A 22609-nucleotide genomic window follows, 5' to 3' on the forward strand; every position below is an offset into this window, starting at 1 on the left:
GCTACTTCAGGTGGGTGTCGACGTCGATCAGCGAGCGCTCGCGGGGGTCGAGGAGCACACCCTCGACGTCCGTGCTGATGCCCTGCACGACCTTCTCGTGCACCAGCGGCACGACGGCGTCGGTGCGCAGGATCTCCGCCTCGGCCCGCATGATCTCCTGCTGCCGCTTGGCGGTGTCGCCTTCCTTCGCGGCCGTCGCGATGGCCTGGTCGACCTTGGCGTCCTTCAGTCCGGCGATGTTGTAGACGCCGTTGCTCGTGAAGTCGCTGGCGAGATACGCGACCGCGTCGCCGGTGTCGAGCAGCGTCACCCGGGAGAAGACGAGCGCGTCGTACCGGCCCGCGAGCAGGTCGGCCTCCATCTGCGTGTACTCGCGTACGTCCTGCCGCACCCGGAACCCGGCCTTCTCCAGTTGCTGCTGGAGAACGGTCGCCGCCTCGGGCAGTTCAGCCCGGTTGGTGTACGTGGCCAGGCGTACCGTCCGGCCGTTGGTCTTCGATCCGACCTGCGCGGGGGTCGCGGCCGTCGCGCGGCCGGTCACCGCGACCCGCTTGTCGGCCGCCCAGGAGACGGCGGGCCCGAAGAGGCCCTGCGCGGGGTCGGCGTACCCGCCGAAGACCGAGTCGACGAGGGCGGAACCGTCCACCGCCTCGCGGGCGGCCGCGCGCAACGACGGGTCGGCGAAGATGCCGCTGCCGGTGTTGAGGACCAGGCTGTCGGTCCGCACGGAGGGCACCTCGTGGCGGGTCGCCTGGTCCAGCAGTTTCGCCTGGGCGGTGGGGATCCACTCGGCGATGTCGACCTCGCCGGAGCGCAGGGCGTTGGCCCGGGCGGTGCCGTCGGCGATCCAGGTCACGTCGATGCCGGATGCCTTGGCCCTGCCGCCCCAGTAGCCGTCGAAGCGGTCCAGCGTCGCCGCGGTCTTCCCGGTCAGCTTGGTGATCGCGAAGGGGCCGGTTCCGGTGCCGACCGGGCTGACGGTCCCGTCCGTCGCGTACGCCTTCGTGGCGAGGATGGCCAGCGCGGGACTGGCGAGCCGCAGCGGGAGCACCGGGTCGGGGCTCTTCGTGCTGATCGTGACGGTGTCGGCGTCCTCGGCCTGGGCGGTCAGGGTCACGTCGCTGAGCACGCGGGGCTTGGTCTTGGCCGCGTTGGCGTGGTCGAGCGCGTTGACGACGGACTCGGCGGTGACCTGGCTGCCGTCCTGGAACGTGGCCTTACGCAGCTCGAAGACCCAGGTGGTGGCGTTTCTCCGGGTCCAGGAACTCGCCAGTGCCGGCGTGGCGGCTCCGTCCTTCCCCAGCGCGGTGAGTCCTTCGGCCACGGAGAGCTTGCTCAGCACGGTGGCGTCATTGCTGTACGGGGAGAGGGCCTGCACCGGCGGTACCGCGAGGGCGACCCTCAGCCGGCCGGCTTGCCCGTCCGGGGAGGAGCCACTGTCGCCGGTGGCGAAACAGCCGGCCAGCAATGGGGTGACGGCGAGCGCCGCGAGCAGGGAACGGAACGTGGTGCGCATGGTGCGGGAGCTTATAAGGATAGCCTTACCAAATCTTCCGCAGGTGAGGCAGCTCTCAGCCGGCCGTGCGGCGAGGTGGTCGCGGAGTGCCGGAGGTTGCCCGGCGCGACGGCGGCCACGGGCGTGACCTGCCGCGATGTGAGGAGGCTTACAGTCGGCATCCGCTCTAATGCAGATGAAAGTCGGTCCCAATAAGCTGCCCGCCATGATTGCCGCACCAGCCGTCCGGCGCGCCGGCCTTGTCGCGTCCGTATTCGTCCTCCTGCTGACCGCCGGGTGTACCGGCGGGAGCGCTGCCGACCAGGCCGGCGACCACCGACTCCGGGTGGCGATGCTGCTACCTCCTCGTTCCGGGCTGTCACCGTTCAGCGACGACGCCTTCAAGCTCTCCCGCCTGGGCATCGCCGAGACGTTGGTCAACCTCGACGAGAACGGAGCGCCACAGCCGGCGCTGGCCACCGCGTGGTCCCGGGTCGACGGCACCACCTGGCGGTTCACCCTGCGAGAGGCGGTGCGGTTCCACGACGGCACGACACTGGACGCCTCCCGGGTCGTCGACGTGCTGCGGCGGGCGGGCACCGCACGGCCCAAGCCGCGGATTCTGGACGGGATCGAGCTGTCCGCCGAAGCGAAGGACGGCGCCGTCGTCGTCCGGACCGCGACGCCGGATCCGCTGCTGCCGCAGCGACTGTCCAGCCCGCAACTGTCGATCCTGGCCGCATCGGCGTACCAGGCAGACGCGGTGAACCCGCTGCGGGCCGGCACCGGCCCGTTCGTACTGACCCGGCTGGACGGCACGCGGGGCGCCAAGCTGGACCGCTACGACCAGTACTGGGGTGGCCGGGCCGCCTCGGCCGGGATCGACGTCTCGTTCGTACCCGACGGCACCGCCCGGACCGCCGCGCTGCGCACCGGCACCGCCGACATCGTCGAAGCCGTGCCGGCGTCGCAGCTGGCGTTGCTGGACAAGCAGCTGTACCGCACCGTGTCGATGCCCCGGACCAACACGCTCTACCTCAACAGCAGCACCCGAGCCTTCGCCGACCCCGCCGTCCGGGCCGCGGCCCGCGCCGCCGTCCAGCGCGACCCGCTGGTCTCCGGCGTGTACGAAGGAAACGCCGACGCCGCCCGCGGCCTGCTCGGGCCGGCGCTGCCCTGGGCCGCGCAGCGGCCGGCACGCGTCGAACGGCCGGCCGGACCCGCGACCGGCAAGAAGATCGTGCTGGCCACCTTCAGCGACCGCCCGGAACTGCCCGAGGTCGCCGCCACGGTCGCCCAGCAACTCGAAGCGGTCGGATTCGTGGTCGAGCAGGTGGTGCGCGAGTACGCCCACATCGAGGCCGACGCGCTGGCCGGGCGGTTCGACGCGTTCATCCTGTCCCGCGCCACCACGCTCGACTCCGGTGACCCGGTCGCGTACCTCGCCAGCGACTTCACCTGCGACGGCGGGTTCAACATCGCCCAGCTCTGCGACCGGGCGGTGGACCAGGCGATCAAGGCGGCTGCCGTGGAAGGGGACCTGACCAGGCGGCGCGCCCTGATCCTGGCCGCCGAGAAGGCGGTGCTGGAGACGGACGCCGCGGTGCCGCTGCTGCACGAGCGGGTCGCGCAGGGCAACGCCCCGGGAGTGGTCGGTGCCCTGTTCGACCCCCGGGAGCGGTCGCTGGTCGGCCTGAACACCCGCCGTACGGAATGACCCGCGCCAACGGCCCGCTCCTGGCGGTGTGCTCGCGGGTGGTCGCGCTGGCCGCCCTCCTGGCCCTGGTCGGCGCGCTGCCGTGGCTGTCCGGGCGGGACCCGGCCCGCAGCATCCTGCGCGCCCAGTACGGCGAGAGCATCCCCGACCCGGTCGCGCTGGCCGCGATCCGGGAGAAGCTGCGGCTCGACGACGGGCCACTGGTGCTGTTGGGTCGATGGCTGACCGGCCTGCTCCGCGGCGACCTCGGCGCGTCGTGGGTGACCGGTGCGCCGGTGGCGCCCGCCGTCTGGTCCGCGCTCGGCGTCTCGTTGGCCCTGATGGGCGCGGCCCTGGCCGTGGCGCTGGTCGTCGCCACGCTGCTGGTGCTGCGGGGACTGTGGCGTGGCCATACCACCCGGGGTGGTGGCGCGCTGGGCGCGGCCCTCACGTCGATACCCGAGTTCCTCCTCGGGACCGCGTTGCTGCTGGTCATGGCGGTGTGGCTGGATTGGGCGGAGCCGTACGGCTGGTCCGGTCCGCAGCACGTGGCGCTGCCGGCCCTCGCGCTCGGGATCCCGGCCGGTGGGCTGCTCGGCCGATTGGCCGACGACGCTATCCCGGGCGCGTTCCGGGAGTCGTGGGTGCGTACCTGGACCAGCGGTGGTCTGCCCCGGCGGAGCATCGCGTACGGGGTGCTGCGCCGCAGCCTGCCGGCGCTGTTCCCGCAGTTCACGATCGTCGTGGTGGGGCTGACCGGCGGCGCTGTCGCGATCGAGCAGCTGTTCGCCATCCCCGGCCTGGGCCGGCTCGCGCTCGGCGCCGCCGCGGCCCAGGACCTGCCGGTGGTCCAGGGCGCGGTGCTCGCCCTGGCTGCGCTCGCCGTGGTGGCGGGCATCCTCGCCACCACGGCACAGCGGCTGGCCGTGGGGCCGGCGCTGGACGCCGCCGGGCTCCAGCCGCCACCGCCGGACCCGGGGCCCCGAGGCCGTCGGGTCTGGCTGGTCCCCGGCGTCCTCGGGGGGTTGCTGCTGGCAGTGGTGCTGGCCGGGATGCTGCGTGACCCGACCCAGGTGGACATCGGTCTGCGGCTCGACTCGCCGTCGTGGGACGCCGCGCTTGGCCGCGACGCGCTCGGCCGCGACCTGCTCGCCCGGCTCGGGCACGGCGCTCTGCGTACCGTGGGTGTCGCCGTCGTGGTCAGCGCGGTCGCGTTCGCGCTGGGGGTGGCGGCCGGCCTGCTGCCACGGCTGACGCAGGGCACGGCCGAGCTGGCCAACGCGGTGCCGCCGGTGCTGGTCGGGCTGATCACCGCGGCGGCGTTCGGCCCGAGCACCGGTGGAGCGGCGGTAGCGGTGGCCGCGACCGCGTGGGCACCGCTCGCCCTGCACGTGGCCGCCCTCGTGCGGGAGGAACTGGCCAGCGGGTACGTGCAGGCGTGCTGGCTGCTGGGGGCGAGCCGGGCCCGGGTGCTCGTCGTCCACGTGCTGCCCGGCGTGCTGCCGCCGGTTCTCCGGCACGCGATGCTGCGCCTACCCGGCGTCGCGCTGGCCATCGCCTCGCTCGGTTTCGTCGGCCTCGGCACCCAACCGCCCACACCCGAGTGGGGCCGCGTCCTCGCCGAGGCGATGCCGTACGTGGAGCGTGCCCCGTGGGCGGCGCTCACCGCAGCGGCGGCACTCGCGCTGCTCGGCGCCGTGTCGGTCACCGCGTCGACCGCGCTCGGCGCCGCCCGCGCCCACCGCCGCTAGGCGTAGGGGGCGGTGGGGCGCGAGGCCCCCCGAGCAGGCGTGGCCGGCTGGCAGCGCCACACCTGCTCGGGAGGTCCTCACCCCATCGAGGCGCCGGACATGCGTTGCCGACGCCGCCCGGTCAGCCGACCAGGTACGCGTCGTCCACCTGCTGGGTGACCGTGGACCCGGACGAGTCGGTCGCGGTGAACCGCAGTGAGACGCCGCCCTTCGCCGGGTTGGCGACCAGCGCACGCCACCCGTCACCGGTCGGCGTGAGCGGAACGGCCCGCCAGGTGACACCGCCGTCGGTCGAGGCGGACAACCTCGCTGTCGGCACCGGCGGGTCAGTCGCGACGGTGAACCCGAACGGGCGCCCGGCCGGCGCCCGATTGAAGTCGTCGAGCCGCAGGTCGTACCGGGTGCCGATGAGCGGCAGGCGACCGGTGCCGGTGCCGGAGCGGAACGTCCACGTCGTCTCGGTCCGGGTGCTCAACGCCGACCAGCGCACGTCACGCCTCGCCGTGGCGGTCAGCCGGAAGTCGCGCGTGCCCGGCGGCACCAGGCAGCTCAACGGCTCGAACGTCGCGGACACACACGGCGTCATGTCGGCGGCGGTGAGCGCCAGGCTCCCGGTGACCCCGACGTACGGGCCGCCGAAGTCGACGCGGCGGCGTTGCGTGTCGGAGTAGAGCGGCAACCACGCGGTCACCTGGTCGCCGTCTCGCGTCGCCAGCGGCTCGCCCGACGGACCGGACACCGCCGGGGTCAGCGGGGCGGCGTTCCAAACCTCCTCCGACACCCCGGCGCGGTGGTACGTGCGCGGTGCGCCCGTCTGCCCGTCCAGTTCCGCGAACCCGCAGTCGGCGGCCTGCGCGAACTGGGTGTACCAGCCGACCTCCGGATCGGGCAGGTAGTACTCCGTGCGCCGGGCCGGCAGGGCGAAGTTGGTGCCGAACGACACGGTGGCAGGTCCGTTGCGGAAGATCGGCCCGATGTAGGTACCGCCGCACGCCCCGGTGGCCTGCGCCGTGTACCTGGTGCGAACCGCGGCGAGGTCGGCGGGACGGACCCGGAGGTCGAGCCGGTCCGGAACCCGCCCAGCGGTGCGCTGGACGAGGTTGTAGAGCTTCGCCGCGCTCTGCCACACGGTGTAGACGTACGAGGTGGTGTCGGCCCGCTGGGGGGTGGGGGTCACGTAGAAGGGGGTGTCGTCGAAGTTCACACCGCCGAACTCGTGCCTGACGAACCGACCGTTGGACGCCTGTTGCAGGACCGTGACGCTGGCGCTCACCGACGTCGCGTCGGCGTCGGTGAGCCGTACGGTGACCCGTCGGGCCGGGCGGGCGTCGAGCACGACGTCCACGGGGCCCGCCACGGTGATCTCCGGCCGCAGGGCCATGGTCGACGATTCCGCGTCACCCGTCGGTCCCGGCGTCAGGATCGTCGCCCGGACCGCGTACCGTCCGGCCGGCAGTTCGACCACCGTGTCCGGCCCGAGCTGTCCGAACGCGACCTGCCGTGCGGTCTGCAGGTCGTAGACGGCGTACCCGGACCGTCCGTCGACGGCCGGCCGGCCGGCACGGTCCACGGCAGCCAGTGAGACGGCCCAGGCCTGCGGGCTCGGTTCTGTTTCGAGGTCCGCCGGCGCGGGAGGATCGGCGACCGCGTGCCGAGCGTTCAGGTTGGCCTGCGACCGGCGGATGCCGGCGAAGGGCCTGGTTCCGGCCGGCAGCAGGTGGCCGTGCGCGGAACCCGCGCCGGCCCCGCCGACCAGGGACGATCCGGTTGGCCGGTGGCCCGCCGGGCGGTCGGCGGCGGAGACCATCGTGGCGCCGGGCGCCACCAGGAGCGCGGCGGTCAGCAGCCCGAGCCGCCCCCATGTCCTGCTCACTCGCCACCACCCTGGGTGGGGCGAGGGGGGATGTTCGTGTCGGCCGGGGCCGGAACGAGGTCCGCCGGCGCGACGAACATCTCGACCGTCTCGCACGCCTGCGCCGCGTGGTGGGTCCCCTCGCCCGGGATCACCACCACCCCGCCGCCGGTGCCGCCCTTCTGGAACACGCACGAGTACAACGTCTCCGGCGCGGTACCCGTACGGCTGATCCAGTCCCTGCGGCAGATGTCGACCGGGTCGTCGCCCGCCCGCCACGGGCGGATCGACAGGTCGGCGTTCGTGGTGCGCTCGGCGGCGCAGGCGATCGAGTTGCCGGGAACCTTCCAGTTGGGAGGCGGTTCCGGGGCGAACGCGAGCACCGCCGCCCCGGCGAGCCCGGTGACCGCGACCAATCCGACTCCGGCCACCACCACGGGCCGTACCCAGCGGGGGCGGGATCCGGTCCGGGACGACCCGGCGGCCGTGGGCGCGGAACTCGCCAGGACGGTGTGGAGCACCCGCTGCCCCTGCGTTCCCTCGGCCCAGCCCGGTTCGCGGTCCGGGCGAGCCGCTCTGATCATCTCTTCGACGTTCATCGTGCTCCTTCTCGTACGGGCATCGGGCGGGTGTCGGCGCGTTGGTCCGCAGGGGTGCGATGGAACGCCGCGCGGAACCGGCTCCGCGCGCGATGCAGCCGCACCGCGTACGTGGGTCGGGACACCCCGAGGGCCCTGGCCGCCTCCGCCGGGCTCAGGTCGAACCAGGAGGCGGTGACCAACAACTCGCGGTCGGCTTCGCTCAGCGAGTCGAGCACCCGGCGTACCCGGTCGGTCAGCACCACCTGTTCCGCCACCCCGTCGGCGACGGCGCGGTCGCGTGTCGCGGTCAACCGGCTGGTCAGCGCCGATCGGGCCACGCTCTGCCTGCGCCGGGCGAGCACGATTCTGCGCGCGGTGCCGAACAGCCAGCCGCGCTCCTGACCCGGCCGCAGCGAGTCGAGCGACCGCCAGGCCGCCAGGAAGACCTCCCCGACGACGTCACCGGCCTCACCGTCGCCGACCCGCCACCGCGCGTACGCGTGAATGTCGTCCGCATGCGCGCGGAACAGGTCGGTCATCCGTCCGCTGGAACTCTGCATCGCACCTCCACAACTCGGCTTGTCGCCGGTACTTGTCGGTGGAGGCGGCGACATTACCGGTGGCCTGCCGGTGGGGGGCGCGGCGTGCCGGCGGCGCGACGCGGTCGGGCGCCGACGCTCGGCGCGCGTCAGCTCCGGGCGTGCGCCGACGGCGATCAGGCGGTTGCCGCGGAAGACGCGGCCCAGGCCGGTCGTCCTTCTCGTGCTAGGCCGGGGAGGACCTGCGGACGACGAGCGTCGTGGGCACGGTGATGGACAGCGGGTTGCGCCCGGCGATGACGTCGGTGAGCAGCCGGACCATCTCCTCGCTGATGCGGTCCAGTGGGTGGCGCACCGTGGTCAGCGGCGGGTCGAGCGTGGCGGCCAGCCCGGAGTCGTCGAAACCGACGACGCGGACGTCGTGGGGCACCTGGCGGCCGGCGTCGCGCAGCACCGGGAGGGCGCCGGCGGCCATGGCGTCGGAGGCGGCGAAGACCGCGTCGAGGTCGGGTGCCTGGTGCAGCAGGGCGCGCATGGCCGACTCGCCGCTCTCCCGGCTCCAGTCACCGTGGGCGATCCGGGTCGGTTCCACCGCCAGCCCGTGCGCGGTCAACGCGTCGGTGTAGCCGTGCAGCCGGTCCACCCCCCCGGAGGTGTCCTGCGGGCCCGTGATCGTGGCGATCCGCCGGCACCCGACCGCGAGCAGGTGTTCGACCGCGGACCGCGCGCCCGATCGGTCGTCGGCCGCCACGGAGCTGATCACCTGCTCGTAGCCGAGGACCCGACCACAGGCCACGATCGGCACCTCGGCGCGCACCAGTTGGCCGAGGAGTGGGTCGCCGGAGTGCGGGGAGACCAGCAGCACACCGTCGACGTGGCCACCGGACAGGTACGACACCGCGCGGTCGCGTTCCGTGCTGGTCGCCGCGATCATGAGGATCAGCGTCTGCTCGCGCGCGGAGAGGGCCTGGGCGACACCGCGCAGCAGTACGGCGAAGTTGGGATCCTCGAAGAGCAGGTGTTGCGGCTCGGTGAGCAGGAAGGCGATCGATCCCGACCGGCCGGTGGCCAGGGACCGGGCGTGCGGGTTGGCGGTGTATCCGGTGCGGGCGATCGCGTCGCGGACCAGCCGGACCGCCTCGGGGCTCACCCAGTCGCGGCCGTTGAGGACGCGGGAGACCGTGGCGTACGAGACCCCCGCCACGCGAGCGACGTCGCGGATGGTGGGCCGCTTACGCTCCGGTCCGGGCGGGTTCGGCACGGCGGGGATCATACTCTGGTGTCCGTTCCGTCACGCCTTGACCGCGCCGGCGGCGAGGTCGACCTGCCAGTACCGTTGCAGCGACAGGAACAGCAGGACCAGCGGCACGATCGACAGCAGCGCGCCGGTGACCACCGACGTGTACATGGCCGGCTGGGACGCGCCCTGGTTGAGCAGGCCGTTGAGGCCGACGGTGATGGGGTAGAGCCGGTCGTCGCCGAGCATGATGTACGGCAACATGAAGTTGTTCCAGATCGCCACGAACTGGAACAGGAACACGGTGACCAGCCCGGTGCGCATCATCGGCAGCGCGACCTGGCCGAAGGTCCGCCAGTCGCCGGCGCCGTCGACGCGCGCGGACTCCAGGATTTCGCCCGGCACTGCCGCCGCCGCGAAGATCCGGCACAGGTAGATGCCGTACGGGCTGATCATGCTGGGCAGCAGCACGGCCCAGTAGGTGTTGGTCATCTCCACCTTGGCCAGCAGCAGGTACTGCGGGATGGCCAGGATGACGCCCGGCACCAGGACCCCGGCGAGGATCAGGTTGAAGATCAGGTTCTTGCCGGGGAACGTGTACTTGGCGAGCGCGAACCCGGCCATGGCCGAGATCAGCGTGGAGGCGAACGCGCCGACCCCGGCGTACAGGGCGGTGTTGCCCATCCAGCGCCAGAACAGCCCGTCCCGGTAGCCACTGAGCTGCACGACGTTGTCCCACAGGTGGGTGCTCGGGGCGAACGTGAACGTGGAGAAGAGTTCGGCGGCGCTCTTGCTGGAGGCGACCAGGACCCAGAGCACGGGCAGCAGGCAGTACGCCGCGCCGAGCAGCAGCAGCACGGTGGCCGCGGCGCTGTGCCGTTGCCGCCGGGGCCGCCTGGTCGCCTCGACCGGGGCGGGAACAGTGGCGGTGACGAGGCTCATGATCAGTCCTCCTGGTTGAAGGCGCGGCGGCCGACGAGCTTGAGGAACCCGTAGGAGAGGACGAACGTGGCGACGGCGAGGACCACCGAGGTGGCCGCGGCCGAGTAGATGTCGTTGCGGGTGAAGGCGTCGCGGTAGACCTTCATCAGCGGTGTCCACGTCGTCGAGATGGTGTTGCTCAGCGGCCGAAGGGTCATCGGCTCGGCGAAGACCTGCAGGGTGGCGATGAGGGAGAAGACGAACGTCATCACCAGCGAGGGCAGCAGGATCGGGATCTTGATCCGCCACGCGACGGCGATGTCCGAGGCGCCGTCGATGCGGGCGGCCTCCTTGATCTCGGTCGGGATGGCCCGCAGCGCGGTGTAGAGCACGATCATGTTGAAGCCGGTGCCGCCCCAGACCGCGATGTTGGCCACCGCCCAGAGCACCCAGGACGAGGAGAGCATCTCCGGCGCGGGGATGCTCATGGCCGCCAGCAGGTCGGTGATCGGACTGACCCGGGGCAGGTAGAGAAAGCCCCAGAGCAGCGAGGCGACCACTGCCGGAACCGCGTACGGCAGGAAGATCGAGATCCGGGCGAAGCCGCCGACCCGGCTGCGCCCGGCGTCCAGCAGCAGCGCCATGAGCAGCGCCACCCCCAGCATGGTGGGCACCACGATCATGCCGTACGCGGCGACCCGCCAGACGCTGGGCAGGAACTCCGGGTCCGACAGCGACCGGGCGTAGTTGCTCAGGCCCGCCCACTGTTCGACCCGGGACTTCGCGCCCAGTCCGAGCCCGGTGACCCGGACGCGACGCAGGCTCAGGTAGGCGGCGTACCCGATCGGCGCGGCCAGGAAGAGCGTGAACAGGATCAGCGCCGGGGCGAGGAACGTGTAGGGCACGCCGACGCGCCGGGATCTGGGTGTGGCGCGAGCCGCGAGGGCTGCGGGCGACGCGCCGACGGTGGAACGGGGGGTGGGGGAGAGCAGGGTCATCGCCGAGGCCTTTCGTGGCAGCCGAGTGGACCCCGGATCGGCGGGTGCCGGGCGGGACACGACGCGTCCCCGCCCGGCAGGCACTCATCCGGTGACGGTGAAGCCGACGTTCTTCATGTCGTCGACCGTGGTCTTCTGCATGGTGCTGAGCGCCGCGGTGAACGCGGCGGCGTTCCTGGCCTCCGCGGCCTTGGCGAACGCGTCGCTGTAGGCGCTGTAGGTCACGTTCACGTTCGGGCCGTAGGTGAACGGGTTCGCGATCTTCGACGCCTCCTCGGCGATCTGGTAGAAGTCGGCCTGGTTGGCGAAGAACGCCGGCGGCGAGGTGAGCGCCGTGCTGGTCGCCTCCTTGGCCGACGGGTAGACGTTCACGTCGGAGACCAGCAGCTTGAGGGCGGCCGGGTCGCTGTTGAGCCAGGCGATGAACTTCGCGGCTTGCTTCTTGTGCTTGCTCTGCGTGGTCACGCTGGTGGCAGAGCCGCCCCAGTTGCCGGTGGCCGGTCTGGCCGCGTCCCACTGCGGCAGCGGGGCGACCTTCCACTTGCCCTTGGTGTCCTTGGCGTTGCCCTCCAGCACGCCCGGGCCCCAGACCGCGCTGACCCAGCCGACCTGGGTGCCGTCGTTGAGCGCGGCGTTCCACTCCGGGGTGTACATCGGCTTGTTGTCGATGACGCCCTCCTGGACCAGCCCGCCCCAGTAGCCGGCCACCTTCCGGGTGGCCTCGTCGTCGATGGCGACGGTCCAGGACTGGCCGTTCACCCCCCACCAGGAGGCCCCGGCCTGCTGCGCGAGCCCCGCGAACCAGCCCGGGTCGGTGGCCGAGAAGGTACCGAGGTGCTGCTTGGGATTCGCCCTGCGGATCTTGCGGGCGGCTTCGGCGTACTCGTCCCACGTCTTCGGTGGGGTGATCTTGAGCCTGTCGAAGACGTCGGCACGGTAGTAGAAGAGCAGCGGGCCGGAGTCCTGCGGAACCCCGTAGACGGCCTCGGAGCCGAGGGTCACGCCGTTCCACGCGGACTCCGGGAACTTGTCCTTGAGGGAACCGACCTCCGTGGCGATGTCGGCGATGGCGTCGGCGGAGACCAGCGTGGGGATCTTCTGGTACTCGGCCTGCATGATGTCGGGCGCGCCGCTGCCCGCCTTGATGGCGGTGAGCAGCTTGGTGACCGCGGGGTCGCCACCGTCCTGCTTGTTGACGGTGACCTGGATGTCGGGGTTGGCCGCGTTCCAGGCAGCGGCCACCTTGTCCATGTTCGGAGCCCAGCTCCAGTAGGTGAGTTCGACCTTCCCGCCGGTCGTGCCGCTGCCCGGGTCGTCGTCCGACCCGCTGCAACCGGCAGCCGACACCATGGCGAGCGCCGTCAGCGTCGCCACGAGCGGTGCCAATTTTCTGTTCAATGGTCCTCCTTGATCGGCGTGACCGGTACGGGGACGGGGCGTGGCCCACGCCCGTCCGGGATGGGATGGCGCCGGAACGGAACCTGTAACCGGTTACAGTGATGGCGCGAGCCTGGCCTGTCAAGGCCTTGTTTTCTTCCCGTTAAGTGCCTGTATCTTGAGCTCTTCAGGGCACCTGGTGACCTGTGACCGATTACAGTCGAGCTACCCGGAGGGCTGATGACCACCGATTCGTTGCCGTGGCCCGAACCGCTCTCCGTGCGCCATCGTCCCTGGGCGGCCCCGTTACGACGACCCCGGATGAGCAACGGCGAGGACGTCCGCCCCGGCGTGTCGCTGACCAACCGGTACCTGACGCGCGACGGCGCGCCCGTCATCCCCGTCTCCGGGGAGCTGCACTACAGCCGTGTGCCACGGGACCGCTGGGCCGAACGCCTCCGGCAGATGCGCGCGGGCGGGATCACCGTGGTGGCCACCTACGTCATCTGGATCCACCATGTCGAACAGCGCGGCGCACCGCGCTTCGACGGCAACCTCGACGTGGCCACCTTCGTCGACCTCTGCGCCGAGGCCGGTCTCGACGTGGTCCTGCGGATCGGCCCCTGGTGCCACGGGGAGGTACGCAACGGCGGCTTCCCGGACTGGGTCCAGCGGGCCCCGGTACGGCACCGCACCGACGATCCCGACTACCTGGAACTGGTCCGGGAATGGTGGGGCCAGCTCGCCGCCGCCCTGGCCGGCCGCTGCTCACCGGCGGGCACGGTGCTCGGCATCCAGTTGGAGAACGAGTTGTACGACCAGCCGGAGCACCTGGTCACCCTCAAACGGCTGGCCCGCGAGGCGGGTCTGTCCGCGCCACTGTGGACGGCGACCGCCTGGGGCGGCGCGGACCTGCCCGAGGGCGAGGTGCTGCCCCTGTACGGCGGGTACGGCGACGGCTTCTGGGTGGACGCCGACGCCCCCTGGGACCCGACCTTCCGGGACCACTACTTCTTCTCCCACGTCTGGGACGACCCGGGCATCGGCGCCGACGTGCGCCGGGGGCAGGAGACCGGACCCGCGCACACCCCGCAGCGCCAACCCTCGCCGCTGTTCCCGGCCGCGACCTGCGAGCTGGGCGGTGGCATGGCCACCGCCTACCACCGGCGGCCGCGCCCCACGGCACGGGACATCGCCGCCATCGCCCACTGCAAGATCGGCAACGGTTCGGCCTGGCAGGGCTACTACATGTACGCCGGTGGCACCAACCCGTCCGGCGACGGCGGGACGCAGGAGTCACACGAGACGGGCTACCCCAACGACATGCCGCGCCTGGGATACGACTTCCACGCCCCGATCGGCGAGGCCGGCACCCTCGCCCCCAGCCACGCCGAACTCCGGCGCCAGCACGCGTTCCTGGCCGCCTTCGGGCCTCGGCTCGCCGAGATGCCCTCCAGCCTGCCGCAGGTGCGGCCGTCCGGCGTGACGGACGACCGGACGCTGCGCTGGGCGCTGCGCAGCGACGGCCGCACCGGCTTCCTCTTCGTCTCCTGGCACCAGCCCCACTGTCCGCTTCCCGCCTACCAGGGGGCCCGCTTCCGGATCGCCCTCGACGACGCCGAGCTCGTGCTGCCGTCGCGTCCGGTGGACATCCCCGTCGGGACGCTGGCCCGCTGGCCGCTCAATCTCACCGCCGGCGGCGTACGGGTCGCCTGGGCGACCGCCTCGGCGCTGACCCTGCTGCCCGGCGCGGTACCGACACTGGTGCTGGTGGCCGACGCGGGCATCGAACCCGAACTGGCCGTCGAGGACGACGGCGTACGGGTCCAGCAGGTCACGCCCGGCCTGGCACCGGTGCGGCTCACCACCGACGCGGGCGTCCTGGACGTGCTGGTCCTGCCGGCCGAGACCGCCGGCGCGATCTGGGTCTGCGAGGACGGTGGACGGCGGCTGCTGCTCAGCGACGACGAGCTGCGGTGGGGACCGGACGGCCGGGTCACGGTCAGGACGACCGGGACGCCGCGCGTGCGGGCGTACGACCCGCACGCGGGTGCCTTCGCCGAGCTGGCGGTCCCGCCGGGGCCGGTGCCCGGCGCGGTGGACGCCGCCGTCGAGCTTTGCCGCCCGGCAGCCGCCACGGTCCCGGTCATCTACGGCACGTACGACGGCCGTGAGTCGGCGCCGACGCCCGAGGTGTTCGACGATCTCGCCGCCGTCTACCGGCTCGGTCTGCCGGACTGGGCGGCCGACCCGGCGCACGACGCGCTGCTGGAGATCGACTGGGCCGGGGACGTCGGACAGTTGCGCGTCGACGGGCGCACGGTCACCGACCGGTTCTGGGACGGCTCCCGCTGGATCGTCAACCTCCGCGACGCCGGCTACCGTGGCGGCAGCGAGGTGACGCTGCACCTGCTTGCGCTGGCGGCCGGTTCGCCGGTCTCGCTGCCGTCCGCCGCCCGTGACCGCCTGGCCGGCACCGGCGCCCCGCTGCTCGCCGTCGACCGGGTGCGTGTCGTCGGTCGCCGTACCGTCGCCGAACCGGAGCGCATCCACCGGGTCCGCAAGACGGTGCGGCGGATGGCCGACGGCCGGGAGATCATCTACTTCGACGACACCGAGCCGTACCTCTCCGGCGGTGCGGCCCGCACGGCGCGCGACGTCCGGGCGCTGCCGCCCGCCGACGAGGTGGTGCGGGGCGCTTCCCAGATCCGGTGCGACCCGTTGACCGGCGAGTGGATCGCCATGGCGTCGCACCGCAACGACCGCACCTTCCTGCCGGCGGCCGACCAGGACCCGCTGGCGCCGACGGCGCCGGGCGGCTTTCCCACGGAGGTGGCCGAGCCCACGTACGACGTGGTGGTCTTCGAGAACAGGTTCCCGTCCTTCTCTCCTCGCGTCGGCGGCGAACCCGGCCTGGTGGACGGCGATCCACTCTGGCCGGTACGCCCCGCGAACGGCCGTACCGAGGTGGTCTGCTTCTCGGCGGCGCCGGAGGGTTCGTTCGGGTCGCTCGGCCCGCACCGGGCCCGTACGGTGATCGAGGCGTGGGCGGACCGGACCGAGGAACTGGGCCGGCTGCCGGGCGTCGCGCACGTCTTCGTCTTCGAGAACCGGGGCCGCGAGATCGGCGTGACGCTGCCGCACCCGCACGGGCAGATCTACGCGTTTCCCTTCCTGCCGCCGAAGGTGGCCCGGATGCTCGAGATGGCCGCCCGGCACCGGGAGGCCACCGGCGGCGCTCTCTTCCGCGACGTGCTCGACGCCGAGCGTCGCGCCGGCACCCGGGTGGTCGTGACCTCCGCGCACTGGACCGCGTACGTGCCGGCCGCCGCCCGATGGCCGGTCGAGGTGCACCTGGCACCGCACCGGGACGTCCGTGACCTGCCCGAACTGACCGGGCCCGAGCGCGACGACCTGGCGCGGATCTACCTGGATGTGCTGGGCCGGCTGGACCGGTACTTCCCGGGCCCGGAACCGTTGCCGTACATCGCCGGCGTCCACCAGGCGCCAACCCGCACCGGACGTGACCTGTTCCGCCTGCATGTGCAGGTGTTCTCGATCATGCGGGCACCGCAGAGGTTGAAGTACCTGGCCGGGGTCGAGTCGGCGATGGGCGCCTGGATCAGCGACACCACGCCCGAGCGTATCGCGGCCCGGCTGCGCGAGGTGGGCTGACCCGGGTGGGCGCCGCCCGTGTCACACAGCCTGCCGGGGGTGCGCGTGTGTCGATCGGCAGTTGTCGTTCGCTGGTCGCCGGCGGGGTTCCGGCCGCGACCGGCCTCTGTGCGACGATCGTGCCCCTTACCTCGTACCGTTTGGAGAGCAGGATGTTCCTCTCCCCGGCCCGGGTCTTCGCCGCGCTGAACGAGGTGCGACCGCCCGACCAGGCGTCCCCGGTCATGGGCAGGGCCGTCGTCGTCGGCGGCAGTGTCGCCGGGTTGTTGGCCGCCCGGGTGCTGTCCGACCACGCGGAACGCGTCGTCATCATCGACCGGGACGACCCACGGGCCACCGGCGTTCGGCCCGGCGTACCCCAGGGAACGCAACTGCACGCGCTGCTGCCCGGCGGCCTGCTCCAGCTCGAGCGACTGTTCCCCGGGTTCCGGGAGCAGGCCGTGGCCCGAGGGGCGGTCGAGGCGCCCCCCGAAGCCCGGCGGAACTACCTCGACGGCCGCCTGAAGGTCGTCGTGCCCGGCGACGCCGACAGCCTGTCGGGCAGCCGCCCCCTGCTGGAAGGGCTGATCCGTCAGCAGGTGCTGCGACTGCCCAACGTCACGACGGTCACTGCCCGCGCCACGGGCCTCGTGTGCGACAGCACCGGGGTCACCGGGGTCCGCTGCGACGTCGACGGGATGCCAGGGATCGAGAGCGGCGACTTCGTGGTCGACGCCATGGGGCGTTCCAGCAGGCTGTCGGACTGGCTGGAGCGTGCCGGCTGGGCTCCGCCCACCACCCGACGGATGACCGTGCACCTCAACTACGCGACGGCCGTGTTCCGGCGTCCTGCGCCGAATCCGGAGTTTCCGGTCGTCCTGGCGCTGCACAGTCCGGGCGGGCCGTCGGACGTGGCCGGCGCCGCGTCCTTCGCCATCGAGGATGGCCGGTGGATGGCCATGATGGCCGGTTACGGGGACAACCGGCCGGGGCGGACAGCCGACGATTTCGTACGCCGGTTACGCGACCAGTTCCCACCGGAGCTCGGCGACGTCGCCGGCAACGAGATGCTCGGCGACGTCCAGACGTACCGGCACGCCGACAGCCGGCGGCGGGACTTCCACGCGCTGAGGCGGTTCCCGGCCCGGCTCGTCAGCGTGGGCGACGCGGTGGCCTCGTTCAACCCGGTGTACGGGCAGGGGATGACCGCGGCGGCAATGCACGCGGCCTGCCTGTCGATGTACCTGCGGTCCCGTCCGGACCTTGGCGCGCCCGCGCGCCGGTTTCTCGCGCTGCAGAAGGTCGTGGTCGAGGCCGCCTGGTCGACCTCGACCTCCGCCGACCTGGCGTTGCCGCACGTCGGCGGGCCCTACCCGCGCGGCTACCGGATCTCCAGCTGGATCAGCAGGCAGATCGTCACGGCCACCGTCACGGACGTGACGGTGGCGCGGCGGTTCAACCAGGTCGTCTCCATGCGGGAACACCCGAGTTCGCTGGCCACCCCCGGCGTGCTGCTGGCTGCCCTGCGCGCCAACCTCCGGGCCCGGTGACCGGGCGCGGCGGTCAGCGCCGGGGCCGGTCACTGGAGTGGCGGACGACGAGTTCGGGTTGGAACACGACGTGCCGGTGCCGGTGCGTCGCGCCGGTCTCGGCCTCCTCCAGCAGCAGTTGGGCGGCCGTACGCCCCAGCTGTTCACGCGGCTGGCGGACCGACGACAGTGGAACCGCGGCCGCCCCGGCGAACTCGATGTCGTCGTAGCCGACGATCGCGACGTCGTCGGGCACCCGCAGCCCGCGGGTGGTCAGCTCCTGGAGCACGCCGAGCGCGATCAGGTCGTTGGCGCAGAAGACGGCGGTCGGACGCTGGCGGACCGGCAGGGTGACGAGTTCCGCGGCGGCCCGCCGACCCGCGGACACCGTCAGGGTGTCGGTGGGGGCCACCCGCAGCTCGCCGGTGTCGCCGTGCGCGGCCAGCGCCGCCGCCGCGCCGGCGTGCCGGTCGGCCACCTGCGGGATCGAGAAGGGTCCGCCGAGGTACGCGACGCGGCGGTGACCCTGCTCCAGCAGGTGTTCCATGGCGAGTCGGCCGCCCAGCACGTCGTCGACGGCGACGGAGCAGCAGTTGGCCCGGCCGGACTCGCGGTCGACCAGGACAACCGGAATGCCCCGGTTGTGGAGGCGTTCCAGGTCGGGCTGGCCGCCGTGGCCGACCGGCGTGATGAGGACTCCGCGTACCCGTTGCTCCTCGAGCAGCTCCAGGTGCCGGCGTTCCCGGGCGCGGTCCTCACCGCTGTTGCAGACGACGAGCATGGCGCCTGCCTCCTCGACCACCTGCTCCGCGCCGCGCACGACGTCGGTGAAGAAGGGGTTGGCCACGTCGAGGACGACGATGGCGATCGTGCGGCTGTGCCCGGCGCGCAGCTGCCGGGCGGAGTCGTTGCGGACGTAGCCCAGCTCGGCGATGGCGTCGAGAACCCGCTGCCGGGTGGCGGGGGCGACCCGGTTCGGCCGGTTGAGCACGTTGCTCACGGTGCCCAGGGAGACACCGGCGTGCCGCGCCACCTCCTTGATGCTTGCGGCTGACATGGTTCCCTCCCTCGACGCGCGGCGCTGGTGTCCGACGACGCCGGGCAGCGCCCGACGATCGGGGCAGTCTATAACCCTTGAAATGTTTCACCGGGTCGGTGGTGACCCGTCGGGGTGTTCGTCGCGGGCCGACGCGGCCGCGGTGTCGTGGCCGCGGAAGACCGCTGCCGGCCACCCAAGGAAAGGGCCTCGAAGGTCTTGACGCCTCGGATGGTCAGCCCCTAGCGTCCTAGCGCAGACTGCATGAAACGATTCAGAAGAGGGTCGGATGAGCCCCGATACAGGTGAGAGCACCTCATCCCCGCTGCTCGTCCTCGACGACATCGCCAAGTCGTTCGGCGCCGTCGCCGCGCTGCGCGGGGTACGCCTCGCGCTTCACTCCGGCGAGGCCCACGCGCTGGTCGGCGAGAACGGTGCGGGCAAGTCGACCCTCGTCAAGATCCTTGCCGGCGCCCACGCGCCGGACTCCGGTCGGATGACGCTGGACGGCAAGCCGCTGCTGCTGCGGGGGCCCGCCGACGCCCGGGCCGCCGGGATCGCCGTCATCTACCAGGAGCCGACGCTGTTTCCGGACCTGTCGGTCGCGGAGAACATCTTCATGGGCCGGCAGCCGCTACGGAGCCTGCGCCGTGTTGACACCCGGGCGATGAACCGTGCCGCCGAGCAGTTGTTCGCGCGCCTCGGCGTCCGGATCGACCCGGCCCGTCCGGCACGCGGGTTGTCCATCGCCGACCAGCAGCTCGTCGAGATCGCCAAGGCGCTCTCCTTCGACGCCCGCGTCCTGGTGATGGACGAGCCGACCGCCGCGCTCTCCGGCGTCGAGGTCGACCGGCTCTTCGGCGTCGCCCGCTCGCTCTGCGAGCGCGGCGCGGCGGTGCTGTTCATCTCGCACCGCTTCGACGAGGTGTTCGCCCTGTGCCAGCGGCTCACGGTGCTGCGCGACGGAGCCTGGGTCTCCAGCGGCCGCACGGCTGACCTCAGCGTCGACGAGGTCGTGCGGCGCATGGTCGGCCGGGACGTCGACTCGCTGTTCCCGAAGCAGGAAGCCGTGCTGCGCGACACCCTGCTGGAGGTGCGTGGGCTCACCCGCGCCGGTGTCTTCTCCGACGTGACCTTCAGCGTCCGTGGTGGGGAGATCGTCGCCCTCGCCGGGCTGGTCGGGGCCGGGCGTAGCGAGGTGGCTCGCGCGGTCTTCGGCGTGGACCGATACGACGCCGGCGAGGTTCTGGTCGCGGGCCGGGCCCTGCCGCCGGGCAACCCGGGCAGGGCGATCGCCGCCGGCCTGGCACTCGTGCCCGAGGACCGCCGTCAGCAGGGTCTGGTCATGGAGCTCTCGGTGGAGCGCAACGCCACTCTGGCCCGCCGCGCGGCGCTGGCCCGGCTGGGCCTGCTGTTCGGCGGCGCGGAGCGGGCCGAGGCACGGCGGTGGACCCGACGGCTGCGGGTGAAGACCTCCCGGCTCACCGCCGCGGTGGGCACCCTGTCCGGCGGCAACCAGCAGAAGGTCGTCCTGGCCAAGTGGCTCGCCACCCACCCGAGGGTCCTCATCATCGACGAGCCCACCCGTGGCATCGACGTCGGCACCAAGTCCGAGGTCCACCGGCTGCTGTCCGAGCTGGCCGGCGAGGGAATGGCCATCCTCATGATCAGCAGTGAGCTGCCGGAGGTGCTCGGCATGGCCGACCGGGTGCTGGTCATGCACGAGGGCCGCCTGGTCCGCGAGCTGTCCCGCGACGAGGCCGACGAGACGTCCGTCATGTTGGCCGCGACCGGTCAAGGAGCGATCGCATGAGCCTCAGCGACACCGGCGTCGCCGAACGGTCCACCGGCGCCCCGTCCGCCGGCGCGGGCCGGTCCGGCCGCGGCCTCACCGAGCGGCTGCTCGCCGTCCGGGAGTTGAGCCTGCTGCTCGCCCTGGGTGCGCTGGTTCTGGTCACCACGCTGCGCAACGACCGCTTCCTCAGTGGCCAGAGCGTCAAGGACCTGCTGCTGGGCTGCGCGATCCTGGTGATCCTCGCCGTCGGCCAGACCCTGGTCATCGTGACCCGCAACGTCGATCTGTCCGTCGGGTCGATCCTGGGACTGGTCGCCTTCGCCACCGGCGAGCTGTTCCTCGCCGCGCCCGGCACCCCGTGGCCGGTCGCGCTGGTGACCGGCGTCGCGCTCGGTGCGGTCTGCGGGGCCGTCAACGGCGGCCTCATCGCCGTGGCCAGGGTCCCCGCGTTGGTCATCACCCTGGGCACCCTCTACGCCTTCCGCGGTGTCGACTACTACTGGGCGGCCGGCCAGCAGATCAACGCCGCCGACATGCCCCGGTCGTTCCTGCGCCTGGGCAACCAGACGGTGCTGGGCGTACCCGTGCTGTTCCTGGTAGCGCTGGTCGTCGTCGCGGTCGCCGGCTACTACCTGCGTTCCTACCGCAGCGGTCGCGAGCTCTACGCCATCGGCTCGGAACCGGCCGCCGCCCGGCTGTCCGGCATCCCGGTCGGCCGGCGGGTGCTCGCCGTCTTCGTCGCCAGCGGAGCACTGGCCGGCCTCGCCGGGGTGCTGTACGCGGCTCGGTTCGGCACGCTCGACGCGGCTGCCGGCACCGGCCTGGAACTTCAGGTCGTCGCCGCCGCGGTCGTCGGCGGAGTGGCCATCTTCGGCGGCAGCGGCAGCGTCTACGGCGCGGCGCTGGGCGCCGTCCTGCTGACCATGATCGGCAGCTCACTGGCAGTCCTGCGCATCGATCCGTTCTGGCAGCAGGCCGTGGTCGGCGCGCTCATCCTCGCCGCCATCGGCCTGGACCGGCTCCTGGCCCTCCGGATGGCGGCCCGGCTCCGAGGGAGAAGCGCCCATGGCGCATGACAGCCTGACCCCCGCCCCACCGGCCGGCGTGAGGCCCGAGCGCGAGCCGGGCCGCCGGGCCGGGCTGGGCGGCGCCCTCGGCTCCTGGGACGCGGCGATCGTCGCCGGGCTGGTCGTGGCCGGGCTGGTGGCCGCCGTGGCGGTGCCGAACTTCGCCACCGGCCGCAACGCCCAGTTCCTGCTGCTCGACCTGGTGCCGCTGGCCCTGCTCGCGCTGCCGATGACGTTGATCGTCGTCACCGGGGAGATCGACCTCTCGGTAGCCAGCATGGTCGGGTTGTGCAGCACCCTGATGGGGCAGCTGTGGTTGTCCAGCGGGCTGTCGCTGGAGCTGATCTGCGTGCTGGTCGTACTGCTGGGAGCCCTGCTCGGCGCGGTGAACGGGGTGTTCGTCACCGGTTTCGGTCTGCCGTCGCTGGCGGTGACCATCGGCACGCTCGCGCTGTACCGGGGATTGTCGTTCGTCGTCCTCGGTGACCAGGCGGTCGCGGACTTCCCGGCCGACTGGACCGCCGCCGTGGTGCGGCCGATCCCCGGCACGTCCATCCCCGTCATGGTCGTCCCGGTGGTCCTGCTGGCGCTGGTGTTCGGCGTCGTCCTGCACGCCACCGCGGTCGGGCGGGCGCTGTACGCCATGGGCAACAACGGCGAAGCCGCCACCTTCGCCGGGGTGTCCGTGGCCCGGACGAAGTTCTGGCTGTTCGTGGCCTCCGGAGCCGTCTGCGGGCTGGCCGGCCTCTTCTGGACCCTGCGCTACGCCAGCGCCCGTGGTGACAACGCCACCGGCCTGGAGCTGACGGTGGTGACCGCCGTGCTGCTGGGCGGCGTGTCCATCTTCGGGGGCCGGGGCCGGCTGCTCGGCGTGGTGGCCGGCGTCCTGCTGCTCGGGGTCGTCCGCAACGCGCTGCAACTCGACGACGTCGACGCCAACGCGCTGACGATCGTCACCGGCACCCTGCTCATCGCCTCCGTGGTCCTGCCCAACGCGGTCGGGGACGTCCGCGCCCGGCTGCACCGACGACGGCAACGCGCGCAGGTCACCGCGCCGTGACCGTCCCCCACCCCCACCCCC

General features: G+C 72.5%; 16 protein-coding genes. 7 read left to right on the forward strand and 9 right to left on the reverse strand.

Going from position 1 to position 22609, the window contains the following annotated elements; translation table 11 throughout:
• Position 1: 1 nt before the first annotated feature.
• Positions 2 to 1516 carry an ABC transporter substrate-binding protein gene (locus E1165_RS05075; protein ID WP_132388202.1) on the reverse strand — a complete coding sequence of 505 codons (1515 nt, stop codon included), beginning with the start codon at positions 1514 to 1516 and terminating at the stop codon, positions 2 to 4.
• A 205-nt stretch (positions 1517 to 1721) separates the two neighbouring features.
• On the opposite strand from E1165_RS05075, the gene E1165_RS05080 reads away from it, so the two are divergent.
• Together E1165_RS05080 and E1165_RS05085 are read left to right on the forward strand one after the other, a co-directional pair.
• The gene (locus E1165_RS05080; protein WP_132388204.1) at positions 1722 to 3212 is read left to right on the forward strand and encodes an ABC transporter substrate-binding protein; all 1491 of its coding nucleotides are present in this window, start codon (positions 1722 to 1724) and stop codon (positions 3210 to 3212) included.
• Positions 3209 to 4942 (forward strand): ABC transporter permease subunit, encoded by a 1734-nt coding sequence (locus tag E1165_RS05085; protein ID WP_132388206.1) that lies wholly within the window; start codon positions 3209 to 3211, stop codon positions 4940 to 4942. Before E1165_RS05080 ends, E1165_RS05085 begins: the two co-directional genes overlap by 4 nt.
• A gap of 121 nt (positions 4943 to 5063) precedes the next feature.
• Here the strand turns inward: E1165_RS05085 and E1165_RS05090 are convergent, their stop codons facing one another.
• The 7 genes from E1165_RS05090 to E1165_RS05120 form a co-directional block, all read right to left on the reverse strand.
• Positions 5064 to 6815, reverse strand: coding sequence for a hypothetical protein (locus E1165_RS05090; RefSeq protein WP_132388208.1), 1752 nt, complete (start codon positions 6813 to 6815; stop codon positions 5064 to 5066).
• Positions 6812 to 7393 (reverse strand): hypothetical protein, encoded by a 582-nt coding sequence (locus E1165_RS05095; RefSeq protein ID WP_132388210.1) that lies wholly within the window; start codon positions 7391 to 7393, stop codon positions 6812 to 6814. Before E1165_RS05095 ends, E1165_RS05090 begins: the two co-directional genes overlap by 4 nt.
• Positions 7390 to 7935 (reverse strand): RNA polymerase sigma factor, encoded by a 546-nt coding sequence (locus E1165_RS05100; protein WP_165945142.1) that lies wholly within the window; start codon positions 7933 to 7935, stop codon positions 7390 to 7392. Before E1165_RS05100 ends, E1165_RS05095 begins: the two co-directional genes overlap by 4 nt.
• 205 nt (positions 7936 to 8140) lie before the next feature.
• On the reverse strand, positions 8141 to 9175 hold the full coding sequence (locus tag E1165_RS05105; RefSeq protein ID WP_243704591.1) for a LacI family DNA-binding transcriptional regulator: 1035 nt from the start codon (positions 9173 to 9175) through the stop codon (positions 8141 to 8143).
• Positions 9176 to 9205: 30 nt separating this feature from the next.
• Positions 9206 to 10093 (reverse strand): carbohydrate ABC transporter permease, encoded by an 888-nt coding sequence (locus E1165_RS05110; protein WP_132388216.1) that lies wholly within the window; start codon positions 10091 to 10093, stop codon positions 9206 to 9208.
• Between the two features lie 2 nt (positions 10094 to 10095).
• The gene (locus E1165_RS05115) at positions 10096 to 11070 is read right to left on the reverse strand and encodes a carbohydrate ABC transporter permease (RefSeq protein ID WP_132388218.1); all 975 of its coding nucleotides are present in this window, start codon (positions 11068 to 11070) and stop codon (positions 10096 to 10098) included.
• Between the two features lie 84 nt (positions 11071 to 11154).
• Positions 11155 to 12468: an ABC transporter substrate-binding protein gene (locus E1165_RS05120; protein ID WP_207916584.1), complete on the reverse strand. Its 1314-nt coding sequence runs from the start codon at positions 12466 to 12468 to the stop codon at positions 11155 to 11157.
• Positions 12469 to 12768: 300 nt separating this feature from the next.
• Between E1165_RS05120 and galT the strand changes: the two genes are divergently transcribed.
• Both galT and E1165_RS05130 read left to right on the forward strand, forming a co-directional pair.
• Complete coding sequence (gene galT, locus E1165_RS30630) at positions 12769 to 16122, forward strand: galactose-1-phosphate uridylyltransferase (protein WP_132388220.1); 3354 nt, start codon at positions 12769 to 12771, stop codon at positions 16120 to 16122.
• A 152-nt stretch (positions 16123 to 16274) separates the two neighbouring features.
• On the forward strand, positions 16275 to 17651 hold the full coding sequence (locus E1165_RS05130) for an NAD(P)/FAD-dependent oxidoreductase (protein ID WP_132388222.1): 1377 nt from the start codon (positions 16275 to 16277) through the stop codon (positions 17649 to 17651).
• A 13-nt stretch (positions 17652 to 17664) separates the two neighbouring features.
• Here E1165_RS05130 and E1165_RS05135 read toward each other — a convergent pair whose 3' ends face one another.
• Positions 17665 to 18687 (reverse strand): LacI family DNA-binding transcriptional regulator, encoded by a 1023-nt coding sequence (locus E1165_RS05135; protein WP_132388224.1) that lies wholly within the window; start codon positions 18685 to 18687, stop codon positions 17665 to 17667.
• 268 nt (positions 18688 to 18955) lie between these two features.
• Between E1165_RS05135 and E1165_RS29450 the strand changes: the two genes are divergently transcribed.
• Genes E1165_RS29450 through E1165_RS05150 form a run of 3 tightly spaced genes read left to right on the forward strand, consistent with a single transcriptional unit; the run spans position 18956 to position 22588 of the window.
• The gene (locus tag E1165_RS29450; protein WP_207916587.1) at positions 18956 to 20479 is read left to right on the forward strand and encodes a sugar ABC transporter ATP-binding protein; all 1524 of its coding nucleotides are present in this window, start codon (positions 18956 to 18958) and stop codon (positions 20477 to 20479) included.
• Positions 20476 to 21537 carry an ABC transporter permease gene (locus E1165_RS05145; protein ID WP_132388226.1) on the forward strand — a complete coding sequence of 354 codons (1062 nt, stop codon included), beginning with the start codon at positions 20476 to 20478 and terminating at the stop codon, positions 21535 to 21537. The genes E1165_RS29450 and E1165_RS05145 overlap by 4 nt, the downstream gene beginning before the upstream one ends.
• Complete coding sequence (locus tag E1165_RS05150; protein WP_132388228.1) at positions 21527 to 22588, forward strand: ABC transporter permease; 1062 nt, start codon at positions 21527 to 21529, stop codon at positions 22586 to 22588. The genes E1165_RS05145 and E1165_RS05150 overlap by 11 nt, the downstream gene beginning before the upstream one ends.
• Positions 22589 to 22609 lie beyond the last annotated feature (21 nt).

Origin of the sequence: Micromonospora sp. KC723, from assembly GCF_004348595.1 — a bacterium.
In the GTDB taxonomy this organism is placed as follows: Bacteria; Actinomycetota; Actinomycetes; order Mycobacteriales; family Micromonosporaceae; genus Micromonospora.

What these genes read in the sequence shown, in the direction of transcription:
- E1165_RS05075 (WP_132388202.1), bottom strand. Translation starts at nt 1,516, where the DNA reads ATGCGCACCACGTTCCGTTCCCTGCTCGCGGCGCTCGCCGTCACCCCA.
- E1165_RS05080 (WP_132388204.1), top strand. Translation starts at nt 1,722, where the DNA reads ATGATTGCCGCACCAGCCGTCCGGCGCGCCGGCCTTGTCGCGTCCGTA.
- E1165_RS05085 (WP_132388206.1), top strand. Translation starts at nt 3,209, where the DNA reads ATGACCCGCGCCAACGGCCCGCTCCTGGCGGTGTGCTCGCGGGTGGTC.
- E1165_RS05095 (WP_132388210.1), bottom strand. Translation starts at nt 7,393, where the DNA reads ATGAACGTCGAAGAGATGATCAGAGCGGCTCGCCCGGACCGCGAACCG.
- E1165_RS05100 (WP_165945142.1), bottom strand. Translation starts at nt 7,935, where the DNA reads ATGCAGAGTTCCAGCGGACGGATGACCGACCTGTTCCGCGCGCATGCG.
- E1165_RS05110 (WP_132388216.1), bottom strand. Translation starts at nt 10,093, where the DNA reads ATGAGCCTCGTCACCGCCACTGTTCCCGCCCCGGTCGAGGCGACCAGG.
- E1165_RS05115 (WP_132388218.1), bottom strand. Translation starts at nt 11,070, where the DNA reads ATGACCCTGCTCTCCCCCACCCCCCGTTCCACCGTCGGCGCGTCGCCC.
- galT (WP_132388220.1), top strand. Translation starts at nt 12,769, where the DNA reads ATGAGCAACGGCGAGGACGTCCGCCCCGGCGTGTCGCTGACCAACCGG.
- E1165_RS05130 (WP_132388222.1), top strand. Translation starts at nt 16,275, where the DNA reads ATGTTCCTCTCCCCGGCCCGGGTCTTCGCCGCGCTGAACGAGGTGCGA.
- E1165_RS05135 (WP_132388224.1), bottom strand. Translation starts at nt 18,687, where the DNA reads ATGTCAGCCGCAAGCATCAAGGAGGTGGCGCGGCACGCCGGTGTCTCC.
- E1165_RS29450 (WP_207916587.1), top strand. Translation starts at nt 18,956, where the DNA reads ATGAGCCCCGATACAGGTGAGAGCACCTCATCCCCGCTGCTCGTCCTC.
- E1165_RS05145 (WP_132388226.1), top strand. Translation starts at nt 20,476, where the DNA reads ATGAGCCTCAGCGACACCGGCGTCGCCGAACGGTCCACCGGCGCCCCG.
- E1165_RS05150 (WP_132388228.1), top strand. Translation starts at nt 21,527, where the DNA reads ATGGCGCATGACAGCCTGACCCCCGCCCCACCGGCCGGCGTGAGGCCC.